16 protein-coding genes are annotated in these 17,345 nt (G+C 70.7%); 7 read left to right on the top strand and 9 right to left on the bottom strand.

What is annotated here, in order from left to right; all coding sequences use genetic code 11:
• Positions 1–176: 176 nt before the first annotated feature.
• Complete coding sequence (locus HOW07_RS06325; protein ID WP_064294253.1) at positions 177–647, top strand: adenylyltransferase/cytidyltransferase family protein; 471 nt, start codon at positions 177–179, stop codon at positions 645–647.
• A 101-nt stretch (positions 648–748) separates the two neighbouring features.
• A complete protein-coding gene (locus tag HOW07_RS06330) occupies positions 749–1,471 on the top strand; it encodes a polysaccharide deacetylase family protein (protein WP_175116358.1) in 723 nt (240 codons plus the stop codon).
• 117 nt (positions 1,472–1,588) lie between these two features.
• Here the strand turns inward: HOW07_RS06330 and pip are convergent, their stop codons facing one another.
• The 4 genes from pip to recQ form a co-directional block, all read right to left on the bottom strand.
• Positions 1,589–2,548, bottom strand: a complete 960-nt coding sequence (gene pip, locus HOW07_RS06335; RefSeq protein WP_175116359.1) for a prolyl aminopeptidase — start codon at positions 2,546–2,548, stop codon at positions 1,589–1,591.
• A gap of 133 nt (positions 2,549–2,681) precedes the next feature.
• Complete coding sequence (locus HOW07_RS06340; protein WP_121291646.1) at positions 2,682–3,569, bottom strand: neutral zinc metallopeptidase; 888 nt, start codon at positions 3,567–3,569, stop codon at positions 2,682–2,684.
• Between the two features lie 90 nt (positions 3,570–3,659).
• Positions 3,660–5,741 (bottom strand): acyl-CoA dehydrogenase, encoded by a 2,082-nt coding sequence (locus tag HOW07_RS06345; RefSeq protein WP_079001514.1) that lies wholly within the window; start codon positions 5,739–5,741, stop codon positions 3,660–3,662.
• Positions 5,742–5,902: 161 nt separating this feature from the next.
• Positions 5,903–7,897, bottom strand: a complete 1,995-nt coding sequence (gene recQ / locus HOW07_RS06350; RefSeq protein ID WP_175116360.1) for a DNA helicase RecQ — start codon at positions 7,895–7,897, stop codon at positions 5,903–5,905.
• Between the two features lie 208 nt (positions 7,898–8,105).
• Here recQ and HOW07_RS06355 point away from each other — a divergent pair, with 208 nt between their 5' ends.
• Positions 8,106–8,765 (top strand): fasciclin domain-containing protein, encoded by a 660-nt coding sequence (locus HOW07_RS06355; protein WP_064294247.1) that lies wholly within the window; start codon positions 8,106–8,108, stop codon positions 8,763–8,765.
• Between the two features lie 256 nt (positions 8,766–9,021).
• On the opposite strand, the gene HOW07_RS06360 is transcribed toward HOW07_RS06355, so the two are convergent.
• The 5 genes from HOW07_RS06360 to HOW07_RS06380 form a co-directional block, all read right to left on the bottom strand.
• On the bottom strand, positions 9,022–9,681 hold the full coding sequence (locus HOW07_RS06360; protein WP_175116361.1) for a copper resistance CopC family protein: 660 nt from the start codon (positions 9,679–9,681) through the stop codon (positions 9,022–9,024).
• Positions 9,681–10,448, bottom strand: a complete 768-nt coding sequence (locus tag HOW07_RS06365; protein WP_175116362.1) for a YcnI family protein — start codon at positions 10,446–10,448, stop codon at positions 9,681–9,683. The genes HOW07_RS06360 and HOW07_RS06365 overlap by 1 nt, the downstream gene beginning before the upstream one ends.
• A 142-nt stretch (positions 10,449–10,590) precedes the next feature.
• Positions 10,591–11,205, bottom strand: a complete 615-nt coding sequence (locus tag HOW07_RS06370; protein WP_175116363.1) for a hypothetical protein — start codon at positions 11,203–11,205, stop codon at positions 10,591–10,593.
• A 166-nt stretch (positions 11,206–11,371) separates the two neighbouring features.
• Entirely contained in the window at positions 11,372–11,800 is a 429-nt protein-coding gene (locus HOW07_RS06375; RefSeq protein ID WP_153303381.1) for a DUF3592 domain-containing protein, read from the bottom strand.
• A gap of 47 nt (positions 11,801–11,847) precedes the next feature.
• Positions 11,848–12,966 (bottom strand): AI-2E family transporter, encoded by a 1,119-nt coding sequence (locus HOW07_RS06380; RefSeq protein ID WP_071259781.1) that lies wholly within the window; start codon positions 12,964–12,966, stop codon positions 11,848–11,850.
• A 118-nt stretch (positions 12,967–13,084) separates the two neighbouring features.
• On the opposite strand from HOW07_RS06380, the gene HOW07_RS06385 reads away from it, so the two are divergent.
• The 4 genes from HOW07_RS06385 (at position 13,085) to HOW07_RS06400 (ending at position 17,306) form a co-directional block, all read left to right on the top strand.
• Positions 13,085–14,035, top strand: coding sequence for a pirin family protein (locus HOW07_RS06385; protein WP_175116364.1), 951 nt, complete (start codon positions 13,085–13,087; stop codon positions 14,033–14,035).
• A gap of 113 nt (positions 14,036–14,148) precedes the next feature.
• Complete coding sequence (locus tag HOW07_RS06390; RefSeq protein WP_175116365.1) at positions 14,149–14,730, top strand: ECF transporter S component; 582 nt, start codon at positions 14,149–14,151, stop codon at positions 14,728–14,730.
• A 45-nt stretch (positions 14,731–14,775) separates the two neighbouring features.
• The gene (locus tag HOW07_RS06395; protein WP_371743589.1) at positions 14,776–16,479 is read left to right on the top strand and encodes an ABC transporter ATP-binding protein; all 1,704 of its coding nucleotides are present in this window, start codon (positions 14,776–14,778) and stop codon (positions 16,477–16,479) included.
• Entirely contained in the window at positions 16,476–17,306 is an 831-nt protein-coding gene (locus HOW07_RS06400; RefSeq protein WP_175116367.1) for an energy-coupling factor transporter transmembrane protein EcfT, read from the top strand. Before HOW07_RS06395 ends, HOW07_RS06400 begins: the two co-directional genes overlap by 4 nt.
• Positions 17,307–17,345: the final 39 nt, after the last annotated feature.

Consider the following 17,345-nt stretch of genomic DNA (forward strand, 5'->3'; position numbering starts at 1 on the left):
GGTCGGTCGGCTCGTATCGGAGCTGGCACCCCTGCTCGGGTGCCACTCGAAAGTGGACTCGGCAAGCGCTGATGCCCCTCATAGGCTCGCAACTGGCCCGATGGACGCGCCGAGCACCGTCGTCGATCAGCCGACGTCGTGCGCACACCACCACGAATCTGCCAGGGGGCGACAGCATGACCGATCGAAGCACCGTCGGACGCGTCGGCTACGCCGCAGGGGCCTTCGACCTCTTCCACGTCGGTCACCTGAACATCCTGCGCCACGCCAAGAGCGCGTGCGACTACCTCATCGCCGGAGTCGTCTCGGATGAGCTGCTCCGCACCCGCAAGCGCATCGAGCCCGTCGTCCCGCTGACGGAGCGTCTCGAGATCGTCCGCCACATCGGCTTCGTCGACGAGGCCGTCGAGGAGACCTGGGACGACAAGCTCCAGGCCTGGGACGCGCTCCGGTTCGACATCTTCTTCAAGGGCGACGACTGGCGCGGGACCGCCGAGGGCCTCCGGCTCGAAGCGGAGTTCGCCAAGGTCGGCGTCGAGGTCGTCTACTTCCCATACACGATGAGCACCTCGAGCACGGCACTCCGCCGTGCCCTCGCCCAGCTCGAGGAGCAGCGCGAGCTCGACACGACGCTCGTCCAGGCCTGACACCCGCGCTCCCTGCGCCCGTTCCGCCGCCGCGGCCACGCTCCCGTTCGCCACGACAGCGAGGTACTGTTGGACGGATCGACTCACAGGGCGGTGGACACATGACGAAGGCTCGGCAGGCGTTGCTCGCCCGGCTCACCGGCTCGCTGCCCGTCCACGGTTCGATCGTCGGCGTCGCGACCGAGGAGCGGACGGTCGTCATCACCTACGGCGACGGCCCGAGCCCCGACGGGACGCCGGGGGTCCTCGACGCCCTCGCCGAGGCCGGAGCGACCGCGACGTTCTTCGTCCTCGTCGGCCGCGCGCGGAAGTACCCGGAGCTCCTCGAACGCATCGTCGCCGGTGGGCACGAACTCGCGCTGCACGGCGACGACCACGTTCGCCTCACCGACTTCTCCGAAGAGGTCGCCTACCGGCGCACCCTCGCCGCCAAACAGGAGCTCGAGCAGCTGAGCGGCCAGCCGATCGAGTGGTTCCGGCCGCCCTACGGCGCGCAGAGCATCGAGACGTGGCAGGCCGTCAAACGAGCCGGCCTGCAGACCGTGCTGTGGACCGCGACCGCGTGGGACGTCAAGGACGTCGGCGAGCACGAGCGCGTCGCCCACGCCGTCCGGCACTGCCACCAGGGCTCGATCCTGCTCGCCCACGACGGCTTCGCCGGCCCGGCCGACGGCGTCGACGACGGTCCGGAACCCGAGGTCGACCGCGGTGCGCTCGCAGCCGAGCTGCTGAGCGGGTTCGCCCGCGAGGGCCTCGTCGGCCGATCGCTCGGTGAAGCGCTGCGCGAGGGCAAGGCCGTCCGCCGGGCCCGCTTCACGGAATAGCCGCCAGCGGCTCCGGCGCCCCCGAGCCGCCGCCGGTCCCTGAGCCGCCCCCGGTCTCTGAGCCGCCCCCGGCCCCTGAGCCTGTCGAAGGGCGTCATCAGCGACCGGAACAGCCCCTCAGACCTTCGCGAACCGGTCCGTCGCGTCGATGAGCGCCGACAGGATGCCCGGCTCGTCGAAGGCGTGCCCCGCGTCGGGGACGATGGTGAAGTCCGCCTCCGGCCACGCCCGGTGCAGGTCCCACGCGGTGAAGACCGGCGTGCACATGTCGTAGCGGCCCTGGACGATCACACCGGGGACTCCGGCGAGCTTGCCGGCGTCACGGATGAGCTGCTCGGGTTCGAACCAGCCCTTGTTCGTGAAGAAGTGGTTCTCGATGCGCGCGAACGCCACTGCGAAGTGCGGGTCGGTGAAGCGCGCGACGGTCTCCGCCTGCGGGAGCAGCGTGATCGTCGACGACTCCCACCGCGACCAGGCGACGGCCGCCGGCCCGTGGACGGCCGGGTCCTCGTCGAACAGCCGCCGGTGGTAGGCCTCGATGAGGTGGCGGCGCTCACCGACCGGGATCGGCTCGAGGTAGCCCTCCCACAGGTCGGGGAAGACCGCGGAGGCACCACCCTCGTAGAACCAGTCGAGCTCGGCGTCGCGCAGGGTGAAGATGCCGCGGAGCACGAGCTCGGTGACGCGCTTCGTGTGCTTCTGGGCGTAGGCGAGCGCGAGCGTCGACCCCCAGGACCCGCCGAACACCATCCAGCGCTTGATCTTCAGCGCCTTCCGGAGCGTCTCCAGGTCGGCGACGAGGTGCCAGGTGGTGTTCGTCGACAGGTCGGCCGCCGGGTCGCTCGCGTGCGGCGTGCTCCTGCCGCAGCCGCGCTGGTCGACGAGGACGATGCGGTAGCGCTTCGGGTCGAAGAGCCGACGGTGGACGGGACTCGTCGCGCCGCCAGGGCCACCGTGGAGGAACACGACGGGCTTGCCGTCGGGGTTGCCGGAGGTCTCCCAGTACAGCGACTGCCCGTCGCCGACGTCGAGCATGCCGGTCTCGTACGGCTCGATCTCGGGATACAGCTCAGCCATGCGGTCCACTTCCTCCTGCGTTCACGACATGTGTCTCACCTAGCATGCCGCACCCATCGCCCCACAGCTCGCGAGGGGTCCCGAATGGTCGGCCCGGCACCGGCGGAACCCACCATTCGGGACCACTCGCGGGCTAGAGCTGGTCGGCCGACACCGAGAAGGTGTCGCAGGCGGACGGACCGGACTGGTACCCGGTCATGAACCAGCGCTGGCGCTGCTCGGCCGAGCCGTGGGTCCACGCTTCGGGGTTCACCTGGCCGGTCGCGGCCTCCTGGATGCGGTCGTCACCGACGGCCGCCGCGGCGCTCAGCGCGTCGTCGATCTCCTGCTGGGTCACGGGCTTCAGGAAGGCGACCCCCTTCGCGTCCTCCGTGTCCGACGCCGCGGCGACCCAGGCACCGGCGAAGCAGTCGGCCTGGACCTCGATCCGTACGGAGTCGGAGGCGGGCCCGGTACCGCTGCGATCGGCGCGGTCCATGATGCCGGTGAGCGCCTGGATGTGGTGCCCCCACTCGTGGGCGACGACGTACATCTCGGCGAGCGGTCCGCCCGACGCGCCGAAGCGGTCGCGCAGTTCGGCGTAGAAGCTGGTGTCGATGTAGATGGTCTGATCCGGAGGGCAGTAGAACGGGCCGGTGGCGCTCGTGGCGGCCCCGCAACCCGTGTTCGTCTGCTGATCGAAGATGATGAAATCGGCCGGCGAGGTGTAGTCGGCACCGAGCGCGGGCAGCTCCTCGGCCCAATAGGCGTCGAGCGACGAGTAAGCACCACCCATGCGGCAGTCGACGCTCGCGTTCGCGTCGGCGCCCGTCTGGCACTCGTCGGAGAGCTGAGTCTCCTCCTGCTGGCCCCCGCCGACACCCGCGCCTCCGAGGATGCCCGACACGTCGACCCCGAGGAACTGCGAGATGAGGGCGATCACGATGACGCCGACCGCGCCACCACCGACGGCGATGCCGGTCGTGCGGCCCCGTCGCTTGACCTTGTTCCCGCTGATGTCGGCGTTGTCGTTGAACGTCATGTCGGCACCCTACCGCGCAGCGCGAGGTGAGGCATATCGTCGCCGGACCCTTGCGCCGACGACGATCTGCCTCCCGTCAGCCGGCTGCGGTCAGCGCTGCTTCTTCGTGAGCGTCTTCTCGTCGACGGGCGCGTCGCCCGAGGCGCGGAGGGCGGCGAAGTAGTCGGCGGCCTCCTGCTGACGCTGCGCCTCCTGGCCGGTCGCGATGGGTGCCCGCACGTGCTCGGGCGCGAAGCCGAACGCCTCGACGAGATCGAGGGCGTGCGGACGCAGCCGGGAGATGAGGCGGTCGACGTAGGCGCTGACGGCCTGGCCGCGCTGCGGCGAGAGGCGCCCGTGGATGAGGTACCAGGCGAGGTGCTTCTCGATGAGCGAGAGCCCGAAGAGGTCGTGCACCCAGGTCAGTACCTGCTTCGTCCCGGGATCCTGGATCTGCTCGACACCCTCGGTGAACGCCTCCCACTGCAGGAGCTCGCCATGGGCGCGCGCCGCCTCGATGAGCTCGTTCTGGTGTGCGTTGAACAGGTCGGACGCGGCCTGCTTCGAAAGCTTGTTCGCGCCGCGCAGCTTGGTCGCGACCTCGGCGATCATCGACTCGACGCGCTCGGTCAGCAGCTCCCGCTGGACGTTCGTGTCGCGCAGCTGGCTCACCGAGCGTGCGGTGGACCCGAAGTCCTTCACGGTCTGCGCGAGGCTCCGGAGTCCGCTGCTGTGGACGGCGCGGTCGGTCGCCTGCTCGACGACGTAGCGGGCGAGCGCACCGGCGTCGACCTTCGCGAACTTCCGGCTGTAGTCGGTGAGGAGTCGCTTGGCCACGAGCTGCAGCAGCACGTTGTTGTCGCCCTCGAACGTCGCGTAGACGTCGAGGTCGGCGCGCAGGCCGGTGAGGCGGTTCTCCGCGAGGAAGCCGTTGCCACCGCACGCCTCGCGCGCCTCCTGGAGCGTGTCGAGCGCGTGCCAGGTCGACAGCGGCTTGAGGGCCGCCGCGAGCGTCTCGAGGTCCTGACGGTCGTCGTCCGAGTCGGCCTTGCCGCTGAACACCTCGTCGAACTTCACGAGCAGTCGGTCGTGGGCGAAGATCTGCGCGTACGTCGTCGCAAGGCGCGGCAGGAGCCGACGCTGGTGGCGCTGGTAGTCGAGGATGACCTCCTCCTGGGTGTCGCTGCCCGCGTTGAACTGCCGACGCTCACTGCCGTAGGTGATCGCGATCTGGAGGGCGAGCGCGGAGGCCGACGTCGCGGCCCCGTCGAGGGACACCCTGCCCTGGACGAGCGTTCCGAGCATGGTGAAGAAACGACGCCCTGGGCTCTTGATCGGCGAGGAGTAGGTGCCGTCCTCGGCGACGTCGCCGTAGCGATTGAGGAGGTTGGTGCGCGGCACGCGTACGCCGGTGAAGTGGAGCCGGCCGTTGTCGATGCCGTTGAGCCCACCTTTCAGACCGTCGTCCTCGCCGCCGATCCCGGGGAGGAACGCACCCTCGTCGTCGCGGATCGGCACGTAGAAGCAGTGCACACCGTGGTTCACGCCCTTCGTGATGAGCTGCGCGAACAGCGTCGCCGCCTTCCCGTGGACCGCCGCGTTGCCGAGGTAGTCCTTCCACGCCGCGCGGAACGGGGTGTCGATGACGAACTCCTGGGTCTCCGGGTCGTACGTCGCGGTGGTCGCGATCGAGGCGACGTCGGAGCCGTGACCGGACTCCGTCATCGCGAAGGCACCGGGGACGTCGAGGTTCATCGCGCCGGGCAGGAACGCGTCGTGGTGCGGCTCGGTGCCCAGGTGCAGGATCGCCGCACCGAAGAGCCCCCACTGCACACCGGACTTGATCTGGAGGGACGGGTCGGCGAGGACGAGCTCCTCGAAGCCGGCGATGTTGCCGCCGTGGTCGTCGGCGCCGCCGAGGCGCTTCGGGAACGCCTTGTGCACCTGACCGTTCTCGACGAGGAGCTTGAGCTGGTGGAAGACGCGGTCGCGGTGGTCGTCCATCGACTGGCCCTCGATGCGCTGCATCTCCGGCTTGGCGGCGAGCGCCCGGGACGCGAGACGGGCCTCAGGCCAGGTGCCGAGCAGCTGGTGCGCCAGCGCCGGGACATCGATCCGCGCGTCGGACGGCGCCACCTCGACCGTCGCTGCCGTGCTGCCGCTGACGCTCGTCCGGATCGCTGTGTCGACCATCGCTGTGTCCTGCCTTTCACCCATGAAAACCTCCCACAATGGTAGGACTGTCATAACGATGGGTGAAAGCGCCTGTGGGATGTGGACAAGGGCCCGCCCGATCGTCGTCGATCGACTTGGTCCTCCCCCACAGCTGTCGCAGCTGGCTCTCAGGAGCGGCGTCAGGCGTTGGCGGCGACGACCTCGATGAGCGCTTGCCCGTAGGCGTCGAGCTTCTTCGCGCCGATGCCGCTGATGCCGTCGAGCGCGCCGAGCGAGTCGGGCTTCGCGGTCGCGACCTCCCGCAGAGTCGCGTCGCCGAAGACGATGTAGGCGGGGACGCCCTGCTCCTTCGCCACCCCGGCCCGCCAGGCACGCAGGGCCTGGAACAGCTCGGCCGCGGCGGGCTCGAGCTCGGCGTTCGCGCTCGACGAGCGGGAGGACGACCTCGACGAGGAGCGTGCGGCACGTTCCGGCTCGCGACGCATGGCGACCGGCCGATTCCCCGCGAGCACCTCGGCGCTCCCCTCGGTGAGGCCGAGCGTGCCGTACTCACCGACCGTGGCCAGGAGGTCGCGTGCGAGCAGCTGACGGACGACGCCGCGCCATTCCTGGTCGCTGAGGTCCTCGCCGATGCCGAAGGTCGCGAGTTCGTCGTGCCGCTGCTGGGCGACGCGGTCGGTGCGCTTGCCGCGGAGGATGTCGATGATCTGCCCCGCACCGAAGGACTGGTTGCGCTCGCGCTTCAGGCGCACGATCGTCGAGAGGAGCTTCTGCGCCGGCACGGTGCCGTCCCAGGTGACCGGGGGTTCGAGACAGGTGTCGCAGTTGCCGCACGGCGTGGAGGGCTGACCGAAGTAGCGCAGCAGGTTGACCCGGCGGCAGTCGACGGTCTCGCAGAGGGCCAGCATCGCGTCGAGGTGGGCGCTGAGATTGCGCTGGTGCGCGAGGTCGCCCGGCGACTCGGCGATCATGCGCCGCTGCTGGACGACGTCCTGCAGACCGTACGCGAGCCAGGCGATGGACGGCTCGCCGTCTCGCCCCGCGCGGCCCGTCTCCTGGTAGTAGCCTTCGACGCTCTTCGGGAGGTCGACGTGGGCGACGAAGCGGACGTCCGGCTTGTCGATCCCCATGCCGAAGGCGATGGTCGCGACCACCACGACGCCGTCCTCGCGGAGGAAGCGCGATTGCGCCGCGGCACGCACGGAGGCGTCGAGTCCGGCGTGGTACGCCACGGCGTCCACCCCGTTGTCGCGCAGCAGCTGTGCCGTCTGCTCCACCGTCTTCCGACTCAGGCAGTAGACGATCCCCGCGGTGCCGGCCGGCTGCTCCTTCACGAACGCGACGAGCTGCTTGCGGACCTCGTTCTTGCCGACGATCCGGTACTGGATGTTCGGGCGGTCGAAGCTCGACACGAAGTGCTTCGCCTCACCGAGGTGGAGGCGCTGCGTGATCTCCTGGTGCGTCGCCTCGGTCGCGGTCGCCGTGAGCGCGATGCGCGGGACCTCGGGCCAGCGTTCGGCGAGCTCGCCGAGCATGAGGTAGTCGGGACGGAAGTCGTGCCCCCACTGCGACACACAGTGCGCCTCGTCGATCGCGAGCAGGGCGATGGTGCCCTGGCCGAGGAAGCGCCGGGTCGCCTCGGAGCTCAAACGCTCGGGCGCGACGTAGAGGAGGTCGAGCTCGCCCGCGAGGTAGGCCTGTTCGACCCGGGAGCGCTCAGCCGGATCCTGGGTCGAGTTGAGGAACGCGGCGCGGACACCGACGGCGAGGAGGGCGTCGACCTGGTCCTGCATGAGGGCGATCAGTGGGGAGACGACGATGCCGGTGCCCGGCCGGAGCAAGGCGGGGATCTGGTAGCAGAGGCTCTTGCCCCCACCCGTCGGCATGAGGACGACCGCGTCGCCGCCGCCGGCGACCTGCTCGATGATCTGCTGCTGCTCACCGCGGAACGCGTCGTACCCGAAGACCGTGTGGAGTGCCTCCTGCGCCGTGGCGAACTTCTGGCCTGCCGCACGCACCGCCACCACAGGCGGAGCGGCGGGAGCCGAGGTGACAGCACCGCTCCCCCAGGCGACGCCACCGCCGAGATACGCGTCGTCGGGCGGCGGGGCGTCGAAGTCGTCGGGAGCGTCCGCGTCGTCCGGGATCCAGTCGGGTTCGGTGCTCCAGCTCATCCGTCGATCGTAGCCGCAGCGGCTGACACCCCGGTCACCCTCCACAGGAACGGATCCGAAGAATTTCGCTCCTCTTAATGCGCGACCCCGTCCGAGTCGCGATCGGATCTTTTTCCAAACCACCCCCGAGGGGGCTCCGAAGTGTCATCGAGGGCCGGTTCTGAGAGGCACTCGACAACCGGTCCAAACCTCATCAAAGGAGAATCACATGCGTACCATCAAGCGAAACCACATGGCAGTGCTCGCACTCGCCGCCGTCGCGACCTTCGGCCTCGCCGCCTGTTCCAGCGGCTCCAGCTCCGACAGCGGTTCGTCGATGGAGCCGAGCTCCGCTCCCTCCGAGTCGAGCATGACCTCCGACCCCGCAGCGGACCTCGTCGGCTCGGGCTGCGCCGCCTACGCCGAGGCTGTCCCGGACGGTGCAGGCTCCGTCGCCGGCATGTCGGCCGACCCCGTCGCCGTCGCCGCCTCGAACAACCCGCTCCTCACCACGCTGACCGCTGCGGTCTCCGGCCAGCTGAACCCCGACGTCAACCTCGTCGACACGCTGAACGGGTCCGAGTTCACCGTCTTCGCCCCGGTCGACGACGCGTTCAAGAAGATCGACGCCGCGACGATCGACAGCCTCAAGACGCCTGAGGGTGCCGCGACGCTGACCTCGATCCTCACGTACCACGTGATCCCCGGCCAGATCGCTCCGTCCGACATCGACGGTGAGCAGACCACCGTCGAGGGTGGAACCGTCAAGGTCGAGGGCTCGGGTGACAACATCACCGTCAACGGTGCCAAGGTCATCTGCGGTGGCGTCAAGACCGCCAACGCGACCGTGTACCTCATCGACTCGGTGCTGATGCCGCCGGCAAAGTAGCCGACCGCGGGTTCACCCGCACGCTACACCGGTAACACCGACAGCCCCGTCATCCTCTCGAGGATGGCGGGGCTGTTCCGTTGTGTCGGGACCCTTCGACAAGCTCAGGGACCGGAACGTGTCACCACCCCCGGTCACTGAGCCTGTCGAAGTGCCCACGAGACACCCCACCAGCCGAGAGCGCCACCGACCGGACCACCCTTCGACAAGCTCAGGGACCGGGCGGGTGGCGCCCAGAGTCCGGGCGGGGTGCGACTCAGGGCGCGGAGGTGTCCGTGCCCTGGTCGTCCGAGACGGGCTCCGGCTTCCGCCGGGTCACGAGGAGCACGCCGATGCCGGCGATCAGGACGACGCCGATCGCGCCGACGATCCACCACACATCGCCGCTCAAGCCGCCGTCGGATGACGACTGCGGCTCGACACCGCCCGCCTCCGACGAGGGCTCGACCGTGGAGGCACCGCTCGTCGCGCACGCGGGCTTCGCGCTCCCCGCCGCGAGTTCCTGGCCCTCGGCCGGCGCCCACTCGAAGGTGTAGCTGCCCGACAGCGGGTGGCCGTCGGTCGAGACCAGCTGCCAGACGACGGTGTACTCGCCGGCTTGCCCGAGCTGCAGCGGCATGACGAGCGCCGGGCCGTTCACGGCTGCGCAGGCGGTGCCGTAATACAGCCGCTCGTCACCGGGACCGGTCACCTGGATCTGGTTGGACTGGCCGGCTTCCCCGAGGTCGAGCAGGTTGTCGTTCGTCGTGATGACGAGCTGCTCCGGCTGCTCCGTGATCGTCGACCCCTCGGCCGGCGTCGTCGAGATGATGCTGTTGTGCGCTGAGGCCGGCTGGGCCACGGCGAGCACCGCTGCGACCGCGAGGAACGCGGTCGCAGCGGTGCCGACGAGACGGCGACGACGGGAGACCGTCATCAGGCCTGGCGCTTCGCGTCGGACGCTGCGCGGCGTGCGGAGGCAGCGATGACGATGCCGGCGGCACCGACGACGAGACCGGCGATGCCGAGCACGCGGCCCAGCACGTCGGTGCTGCCGGCGTCGGTCGCGGCGGCGGCCTCGGTGTGGTCGCCGTCACCGTCGTCGTCCGTGGCGGCACCACCGTGGTGGTCGCCGGCCTCGGCAGCGGTCACGACGACGACCGGCGCCGGCGACTCGAGGTCGTCCTCGGTCTGACCGTCCTTCGCGACGTCGGTCCAGTCGGTCTGGCCGACCTCGCAGGTCTGCGTCACCGGGAAGACGAGCGTCTTGCCCTCGGCGTCGGCCGGCAGCTGGACCTGGAAGGAGACGGTGTCGCGGTAGCCGTCGGAGAGCGGCGTCTTGGCCGTGTAGACGACCGTGCCGACACGCTCGGCGAGCTGCTCACCGTGGCTGTCGGTGATGGGCTTCGCGAGCGGAGCCATCTGCTTGTCGATGGTCCAGTTCGGGTTGACCGTCGGCGTCACGGCGTTGATCTCCTCGGGGATCTCGAAGGAGAGACTCGTCGTGGGCGAGCCGTCGCAGCCGTGACCGACGGCGAAGCTCAGCACCGTGTAGGAGCCGGCGGCCGTGGAGGTCGGCGTGACGCTGACGTGGGCGCTGGCGGCCAGCGGTGCGCCGACCGCGAGGAGCGCTCCGGCGCCGATGGCGACGGCACCGAGTACGGCGGGCTTGCGGAAGGTGGGGCGGGGGGTGGTTGCGTTCATGATCGTCCTGTCGACTGATCCGCACGGCGTCGAGCGTGCGGAATGGGGATGGTCGCGCCGGATGGCGCGCCGAAGGGTGCTGCTGCGCTGGGCCGACCCGGCCACGCACGGCACCCGTCCCGGTCGGAGGGTGATGCGTCGGTCAGGCGGCGGCGAGCGCCGGCGGACCGCGGTGTCGCAGGTGGAGCAGGACCACCCCGAGGTTGCGGGGGCGACGGTTGACCCGGACCCAGCGCACCCGACGGGGCGCGGGGACGAGGTGGGTCGGTGCTGCACGGCGGGCGAGGATCCGGACGGTCAGCGCGGCGAGCGCGGCGAGCGTCGCGCGTTCGGCGAACAGGATGGCGGCGATGGTCGCGACGGCCGCGACGAGGTGCGCCGCCCACATCGTGGTGTCGCCGTGGGAGTGTGCCGCGGTGACGCCGCCGGTCGCGAGTTCGACGACCCCGTGCCGGTGCCAGTCGGCGGGGCCCGCCGCGCCGCCGGAGGCGACCGTGGCACTGACGGTGCTCGGGACGAGGGTGAAGAGCGCGTGGTAGCCGAGCTGGCTCACGAGCACGGAGGCGACGACCCCGAGTGCGGTGATGCGACGGCCGGCGAGGAGGACACAGACCAGGACGGCGAAGGTTCCACCGACCAGGAGCACGAACGCGGACGGCGCGGCGGCCCCACCGATCGTGTGCGAGAGGGCGGCGGCGAAGGTGGCGAATGCGGCTGCGGCGGTGCCGCGGGCGACACGGGCCCACCGTTCCGTCATGCGCTGCCTCCGGGAGAACGAGCGGACCAGGTGTCGACGCTCGTGCTCACAGCCTACCCGAGCGCCGCCCTTCGACAGGCTCAGGGACCGGGGAGAGGGTGCTCAGGGACCGGGGAGGGGTGGTCAGGGACCGGGGAGAGGGTGGTCAGGGACCGGGGAGGGGTGGTCAGGCCCCGGTGTCGGCGACGAACAGCAGCACGATTGAAGCGATGGAGCAGACGACGCCGATGCCGAAGGTCACGCCGAAGAGCAGCCGGAGCGCTCTCGTGTGATCGGCCGTCCGGCGGAAGCGTGCGCGCGACGGTTCCCGGCGGGCGTAGAAGACGTTCGGCTCCTCGGGGTCGCGGAGGGCGTCGAACTCCGCGTCCGTGACGGGTCGTGAGTACAGCTCGGCCGACTCGGTCATCCAGCGGACCTCGCGCCCCTGCCCGCCGTCCGCGTCGTCCGGCAGGTCCACGATGACCCCGTGCGTCTCCACCCAGCTGCCGTCTGCGGCCCGCGCGATGAGCATGACGAGCAGCACGACGACGGCGCTGCCGAAGCCGATCCAGGTGAAGACCTCGAGGACGAGGCCGAGGAGATCGTGGGGGTCCACGATCACATGCTATCCGGCGGGCGGACCCACGACTCGGACGGCCTCCCTCAGACGGACTCGGGTCGCTTCTGTCGCATGGGCTCGGCCGGCTGGTCCGGACCGTTCCAGACGCCGATGATGCCCCACGCGACCGCGGCGATCGGGACGGCGAGGACCGCGCCGACGATGCCGCCGAGGATGGTGCCGGCGGTCAGGGCGAGGAGGACGACGAGAGCGTGCAGTTTGAGCGAGCGGGCCATGACGACGGGCTGGAGGAAGTTGCCCTCGAGCTGGTTCACGAGCACGACGATGCCGACGACGATGAGGGCGGCGACCGGACCATTGGCGACGAGCGCGACGAGGGCCGCGAGGATGCCCGCGGCGGTCGCACCGACGATCGGGATGAAGGCGGTCAGGAACACGATGACGCTGAGCGGGAGGGCGAGGGGGACCCCGATGATCGCGAGGCCGATACCGATACCGATCGCGTCGACGGCCGCGATGGTCGCCGTGCCGCGCACATACCCGCCGAGGGTGTCCACCGTCTTACCGCCGATGCGCTTGGCACGGTCGTATGCGGTTCCGGTGAAGGGGCGGAGCAGGAACTCCCACAGCCGCGGCCCGTCCTTGAGGAAGAAGAACAGGACGACGACCATGAGCACCAGGCCGGTGAGGAAGCTCGCCGTCGCGGAGACGCCGGCGAGCGCCCCGCTGCCGAACTGACTCGAGGTGAGGAAGTCGACCGCGGTCTGCTTGGCGTCCTCGATCTGCTTCTCGTCGATGTCGAACGGCAGGGTGCCGAGCCAGTCCTGCAGCTGACCGAAGCCCTTCGAGGCGGAGTCGACGAGGTCGTCCCACTGGCTGCGCACGGCCCAGACGATGAGCCACCCGATGCCGCCGAGGACGACGAGGATCGAGACGAGGGCGATCCAGGTGGCGAGGATCGACGGGAGCCCCTTCGACCGCATCCACCGCATGAGCGGATAGATCGCCGAGGCGAGGATGAGTGCGATGACGACGGGGATCATCACGAGCGAGAGCTGGGTCAGCGCGAAGACGATCAGCGCGGCGACCGCGACGATGGCGAGCGTCTGGACACTCCGGGTCGCGAGCGTGCCGATGCGGTCGTGCCAGAGGCCGCGGGCGAGCGGCTCCGGTGCGTCCTCATGCTTGTCGAACAGGCCCATGGGATCCCCAATCTCGGCAGCGGCGGAGCCGGACGGGCCCCGCGCCCAGTCAACCACGTCGGTGCGGGCCGAGGTCAGGCCGAGCGGGAGTAGCGTTGTCCGTGATAAGGAGGCGCTCATGACGAGACTCGACGCCGACCCGGTCCCCAGCGTCTGCCACGCACCTGACGGATCCGGGACGAGGCTCCTCGAGGCCCGCGAGGTCCCCCTGGGCGGCGTCCGCGGCCTGAGCGTCCACCGCACCCTCCCGCAGCGGGAGCTGCCGATGATCGGCGCCTGGTGTTTCCTCGACCGCTTCGACGAGGACCGCTCGCTGATGCGCGTCCTGCCCCATCCGCACACCGGCCTGCAGACCGTGACGTGGCCACTGGTCGGCGACATCCGCCACCGCGACAGCGTGGGCAGCGACGTGGTCGTCCGCCCGGGCGAGCTGAACCTCATGACGAGCGGCCGCGGCGTGTCGCACTCCGAGTTCTCAGTGGGCGAGGAGACGGCCGCCATGCACGGCCTCCAGCTGTGGGTGGCGCTCCCGGAGGCAGCCGCCTCGGTGCCGGCGGCGTTCGAGCAGCACACGGACCTGCCCGTCCACCGCGCTCCGGGACTGGAGGCGACCGTCCTCGTCGGCACGCTCGGCGGGGCGACGTCGACCGCGACCGTCCACTCGCCCCTGCTCGGTGCCGACGTGACGCTCGAGGCCGACACCGTCGTCGAGGTGCCGGTGGATCCGGCCTTCGAGCACGGCGTCCTCGTGCTCGACGGGGTGCTCGAGGTCGGCGGCGTCGAACTCGACTCGGGCCCGTTGCTCTACCTGGCGCCCGGGTGCGATCGCCTCGGGTTCCGGAGCGCGACCGGTGCCCGCTTCGTGCTCATCGGAGGGACGCCGTTCCCGGAGGAACTGGTCATGTGGTGGAACTTCGTCGGTCGCACTCACGAGGACATCGCGTCCGCCCGGGAGGACTGGGAGGCGGGGTCGCCGCGCTTCGGGTCGGTCGCCGGCCACGGCACGGAACGCATCCCGGCGCCGCCCTTGCCGAACGTCCGACTGACCCCGCGCCGACGCTCGATCTGATCGCCCGGATCGGGTGCTCGGGACCCCGTTCCGAGCGGTTTCCGTCGGCGTCTCCATGGGCTGATAAAGGATAGGCTGTCCTCAGGAGATCGGCTGCTCGTGAAGGTGGGCTCATGCAACGTCTGAGTACGCGACTGCTGCTGACCTGCGCCGCCATCGGCGTCGGGGGCGGCCTCGTCTTCGTCGTCTCCGGGTACGTCGGCGGCACGATCTCCGCGACCGCCCCCGTGCTCTACGGCCTGATCATCGGCGTGTACTTCCTGCCGGGCGTCGTCTCGCAGGCACTTCTCCGACGAGGTGGAGTGGCCCTCATGACCGGGCTCACCGCAGGCCTCGTCTCGGCGGCGTTCAGCCCGCAGTGGTTCTTCCGCTACTTCGGCACCGGCCTCGCGATCGGGCTCCTGCAGGAGATCCCCTTCGCCGTGTCGCGCTACCGCGTCTGGAAGGCCTGGGTCTTCTACCTGGCTGCGGGCATCGCTGGACTCGTCTTCGGCGGCTCCGTGCTCGTCGTCCTCGGGATCGAGCACTTCGCGCCCCTCGCCCAGACGGTCTACATCGCGCTCTTCGTCCTGAGCCCGATCGCCTTCACCGCGCTCGGGCGGGCGGTCGCAGCGGCCCTCGCGAGAGCCGGTGTGGGGCGGTCCATCGCGAAACCGCTGCAGCGCGACCGCGGCTCGGCCAGCACGCGGGCCTGAGTGGACCTCGTACCGCCGACTCACCCCGCCACCGTCGTCCGGCGGGTGCGCATCCGTCACGACGAGCGCGAGGAGTGGACCCCGGACGACGTGTCGTTCCAGGTCGCGCCCGGTGAGGTGGTCCTGCTGCTCGGGCCGAGCGGCTCGGGGAAGTCGACGCTCGCTCTAGCGCTCAACGGCCTCGTCCCCCACGCCGTCCCGGCCGAGTTCGAGGGGGCTGTGATCACCGGCGGGCTCGACACGGCCACCTCGACGGTCGCGCAGTTGAGCGAGCACGTGGCGATGGTGTTCCAGGACCCCGACGCGCAGATCGTCACCGGAACGGTCCTCGACGAGGTGTGCTTCGGTCCGGAGAACCTCCTGCTCCCCGTCGAGGAGGTGCTGTCCCGCGCCGAACGGGCGCTCCGGCAGGCCGGGCTCTGGGAGCGCCGGGCTGAGAACCCCGACCGCCTCTCGGGCGGAGGCCGACAGCGACTCGCGATCGCCTGCGCCCTGGCCATGGGCAGCGACCTCCTCGTCCTCGACGAGCCGACGGCGAACCTCGATCCGGCCGGGATCGAGGAGGTCTACGCCGCCCTCCGCTCGCTCGTCTCCGGACCCGACGACGCCGGGAAGCGGCATGCGATCCTGCTCGTCGAGCACAACCTCGACGCCGCCATCGACCTCGTCGACCGGGTCGTCGTCCTCGATCGCGACGGGCGGCTCGCCTTCGACGGTCCGACCCGCGAGGTCCTGCTCGGCCACCTCGACGAGCTCCTCGCCATGGGCGTCTGGCTCCCCGTCGCGACGCTCGCCGCGCTGCGCCTGCGGTCGGCCGGTGTCACGTTGCCGGACCTCCCCCTGACACCCGCCGAGCTGACCGCCGCACTCGATGCGACCGCACTGCCGGCGCCGCCGACGGCACCCGTCGCCCCGATCACCGCCGAACGGTCGGTCGCGGTCCGTGTCGACCGGCTCGGCGTCGAACGCGGTCGGGGCCGCCGGCGCACCCCGATCCTCCACGAGGTGAGCCTCGAGGTCGCTGCGGGCGACTTCCTGGCCGTGATCGGGACGAACGGCGCCGGCAAGACGACGCTGCTCCAGGCGATCGCCGGGGTGGTCCGACCTCCCCGCGGGCGCATCGACGTCGGCGGGATCGACCCGGGGCGCAGCGAGGTCCGGACGATCGCGGCACACATCGGCTTCGTCTTCCAGAACCCCGAGCACCAGTTCATCGCCCACACCGTCCACGAGGAACTCGCGCACGGCCTGCGGATCCGGGGCGTCGACGACACCGGGATCGAGCGGCGCGTCGACGACCTGCTGCGGCGGTTCGGCCTGGAATCCGCTCGCGACGTGCACCCGTTCCTCCTGTCCGGCGGCCAGAAGCGCCGGCTGTCCGTCGGGAGCGCCCTCATCGCCGGAGCTCCGGTGCTCGCGCTCGACGAACCGACCTTCGGTCAGGACCGGGCGCGGGCGAACGAGCTCCTGGACCTCCTCGCCGGCCTCAACGCGCAGGGCACCACGGTCCTCGTCGTGACCCACGACCTCCAGCTCGTCGCCGATCACGCGAGTCACGTCGCGGTCATGGCCGGCGGTCGCCTGCTCGCCCACGACACGACCGCCGCGGTCCTCGGCGACGACGAGCTCCTGCGCCACGCGGGGCTCCGGCCACCGCCGCTCGCCCAGGCGATGCGCTCGCTGGCGAACCACCCCGACTGGCGGCACCTGTCGAGACTCGACGACCTGCCCGGGGCGGCCGCCCGATGAGCGCCACGACGATCGACCCGTACGCCTCGGGCGCGGCACCGGCCGGTCGATTCCTGTACCGGTTGAACCCGTTGGCGAAGCTCGGTGCTCCGCTCCCGGCGATGATCCTGTTGGCGTTCACGAGGGACCCGGTCACGCCGGCGCTGTTCATCGCCCTCGCGGTCGTCGTCATCCTCGTGGGAGCCAGCCTGACGCGGACGGTCGCCCTCCTGCTCTTCGTTGCGCTGCCGCTCCTCGTCGCGATCATGTCGTTCAGCTTCGGCCTGTGGACCGACCCGAGCCGCGTCGACCGATCCGTCCTGCTGTTCCAGGTCGGCGACTACCGGTTCTTCCTCGGGGCGCTGCTCGTCGGCCTCGCGACGGCCCTGCGGCTCGCGGCCCTCCTCGTCCTCGCCTGCATCGGCGGCCTCACCTCGACCGGTCCGGAGTTCGTCCGCGCGATGATCCAGCAGCTGCACGTGCCCTACCGGATCGGGTACACGGCGCTCGCCGCCTACCGGTTCGTGCCGCGGTTCGGGCACGAGCTGGAGGTCATCCGTTCCGCCCACCGGGTCCGCGGTATGGCCGAGGGTCGCGGACCGATCGCCGCCGTCCGCCGCGCCGCCGGCACCGTCGTGCCGCTGCTGGCCGGCGCCATCCGTCACGCGGAGCGGGTCGCGCTCGCCATGGACTCCCGCGCCTTCGGAGCCCATCCGCAGCGCACGGAGCGGACCCGCACCCCCTTCCGCACCCGCGACTGGTGCTTCATGGTCGCCTTCTGGCTCGTGAGCGCCGCCCTCCTCTGGTGGAGCCTCGCCGCCGGTCCGGGTCCCGTCGCCCGGAACTGACCGTCCGGAGTCACCCTGATGACTCGAACATATGTTCTA

This window comes from Plantibacter sp. MCCC 1A11337 (genome assembly GCF_013349365.1).
Lineage (GTDB): Bacteria > Actinomycetota > Actinomycetes > Actinomycetales > Microbacteriaceae > Plantibacter > Plantibacter flavus_A.

Excerpts from the sequence above, each read along its gene's own strand:
- HOW07_RS06325 (WP_064294253.1), top strand. The coding sequence starts at position 177 with ATGACCGATCGAAGCACCGTCGGACGCGTCGGCTACGCCGCAGGGGCC.
- HOW07_RS06330 (WP_175116358.1), top strand. The coding sequence starts at position 749 with ATGACGAAGGCTCGGCAGGCGTTGCTCGCCCGGCTCACCGGCTCGCTG.
- pip (WP_175116359.1), bottom strand. The coding sequence starts at position 2,548 with ATGGCTGAGCTGTATCCCGAGATCGAGCCGTACGAGACCGGCATGCTC.
- HOW07_RS06340 (WP_121291646.1), bottom strand. The coding sequence starts at position 3,569 with ATGACGTTCAACGACAACGCCGACATCAGCGGGAACAAGGTCAAGCGA.
- HOW07_RS06345 (WP_079001514.1), bottom strand. The coding sequence starts at position 5,741 with ATGGTCGACACAGCGATCCGGACGAGCGTCAGCGGCAGCACGGCAGCG.
- recQ (WP_175116360.1), bottom strand. The coding sequence starts at position 7,897 with ATGAGCTGGAGCACCGAACCCGACTGGATCCCGGACGACGCGGACGCT.
- HOW07_RS06355 (WP_064294247.1), top strand. The coding sequence starts at position 8,106 with ATGCGTACCATCAAGCGAAACCACATGGCAGTGCTCGCACTCGCCGCC.
- HOW07_RS06360 (WP_175116361.1), bottom strand. The coding sequence starts at position 9,681 with ATGACGGTCTCCCGTCGTCGCCGTCTCGTCGGCACCGCTGCGACCGCG.
- HOW07_RS06365 (WP_175116362.1), bottom strand. The coding sequence starts at position 10,448 with ATGAACGCAACCACCCCCCGCCCCACCTTCCGCAAGCCCGCCGTACTC.
- HOW07_RS06370 (WP_175116363.1), bottom strand. The coding sequence starts at position 11,205 with ATGACGGAACGGTGGGCCCGTGTCGCCCGCGGCACCGCCGCAGCCGCA.
- HOW07_RS06380 (WP_071259781.1), bottom strand. The coding sequence starts at position 12,966 with ATGGGCCTGTTCGACAAGCATGAGGACGCACCGGAGCCGCTCGCCCGC.
- HOW07_RS06385 (WP_175116364.1), top strand. The coding sequence starts at position 13,085 with ATGACGAGACTCGACGCCGACCCGGTCCCCAGCGTCTGCCACGCACCT.
- HOW07_RS06390 (WP_175116365.1), top strand. The coding sequence starts at position 14,149 with ATGCAACGTCTGAGTACGCGACTGCTGCTGACCTGCGCCGCCATCGGC.
- HOW07_RS06400 (WP_175116367.1), top strand. The coding sequence starts at position 16,476 with ATGAGCGCCACGACGATCGACCCGTACGCCTCGGGCGCGGCACCGGCC.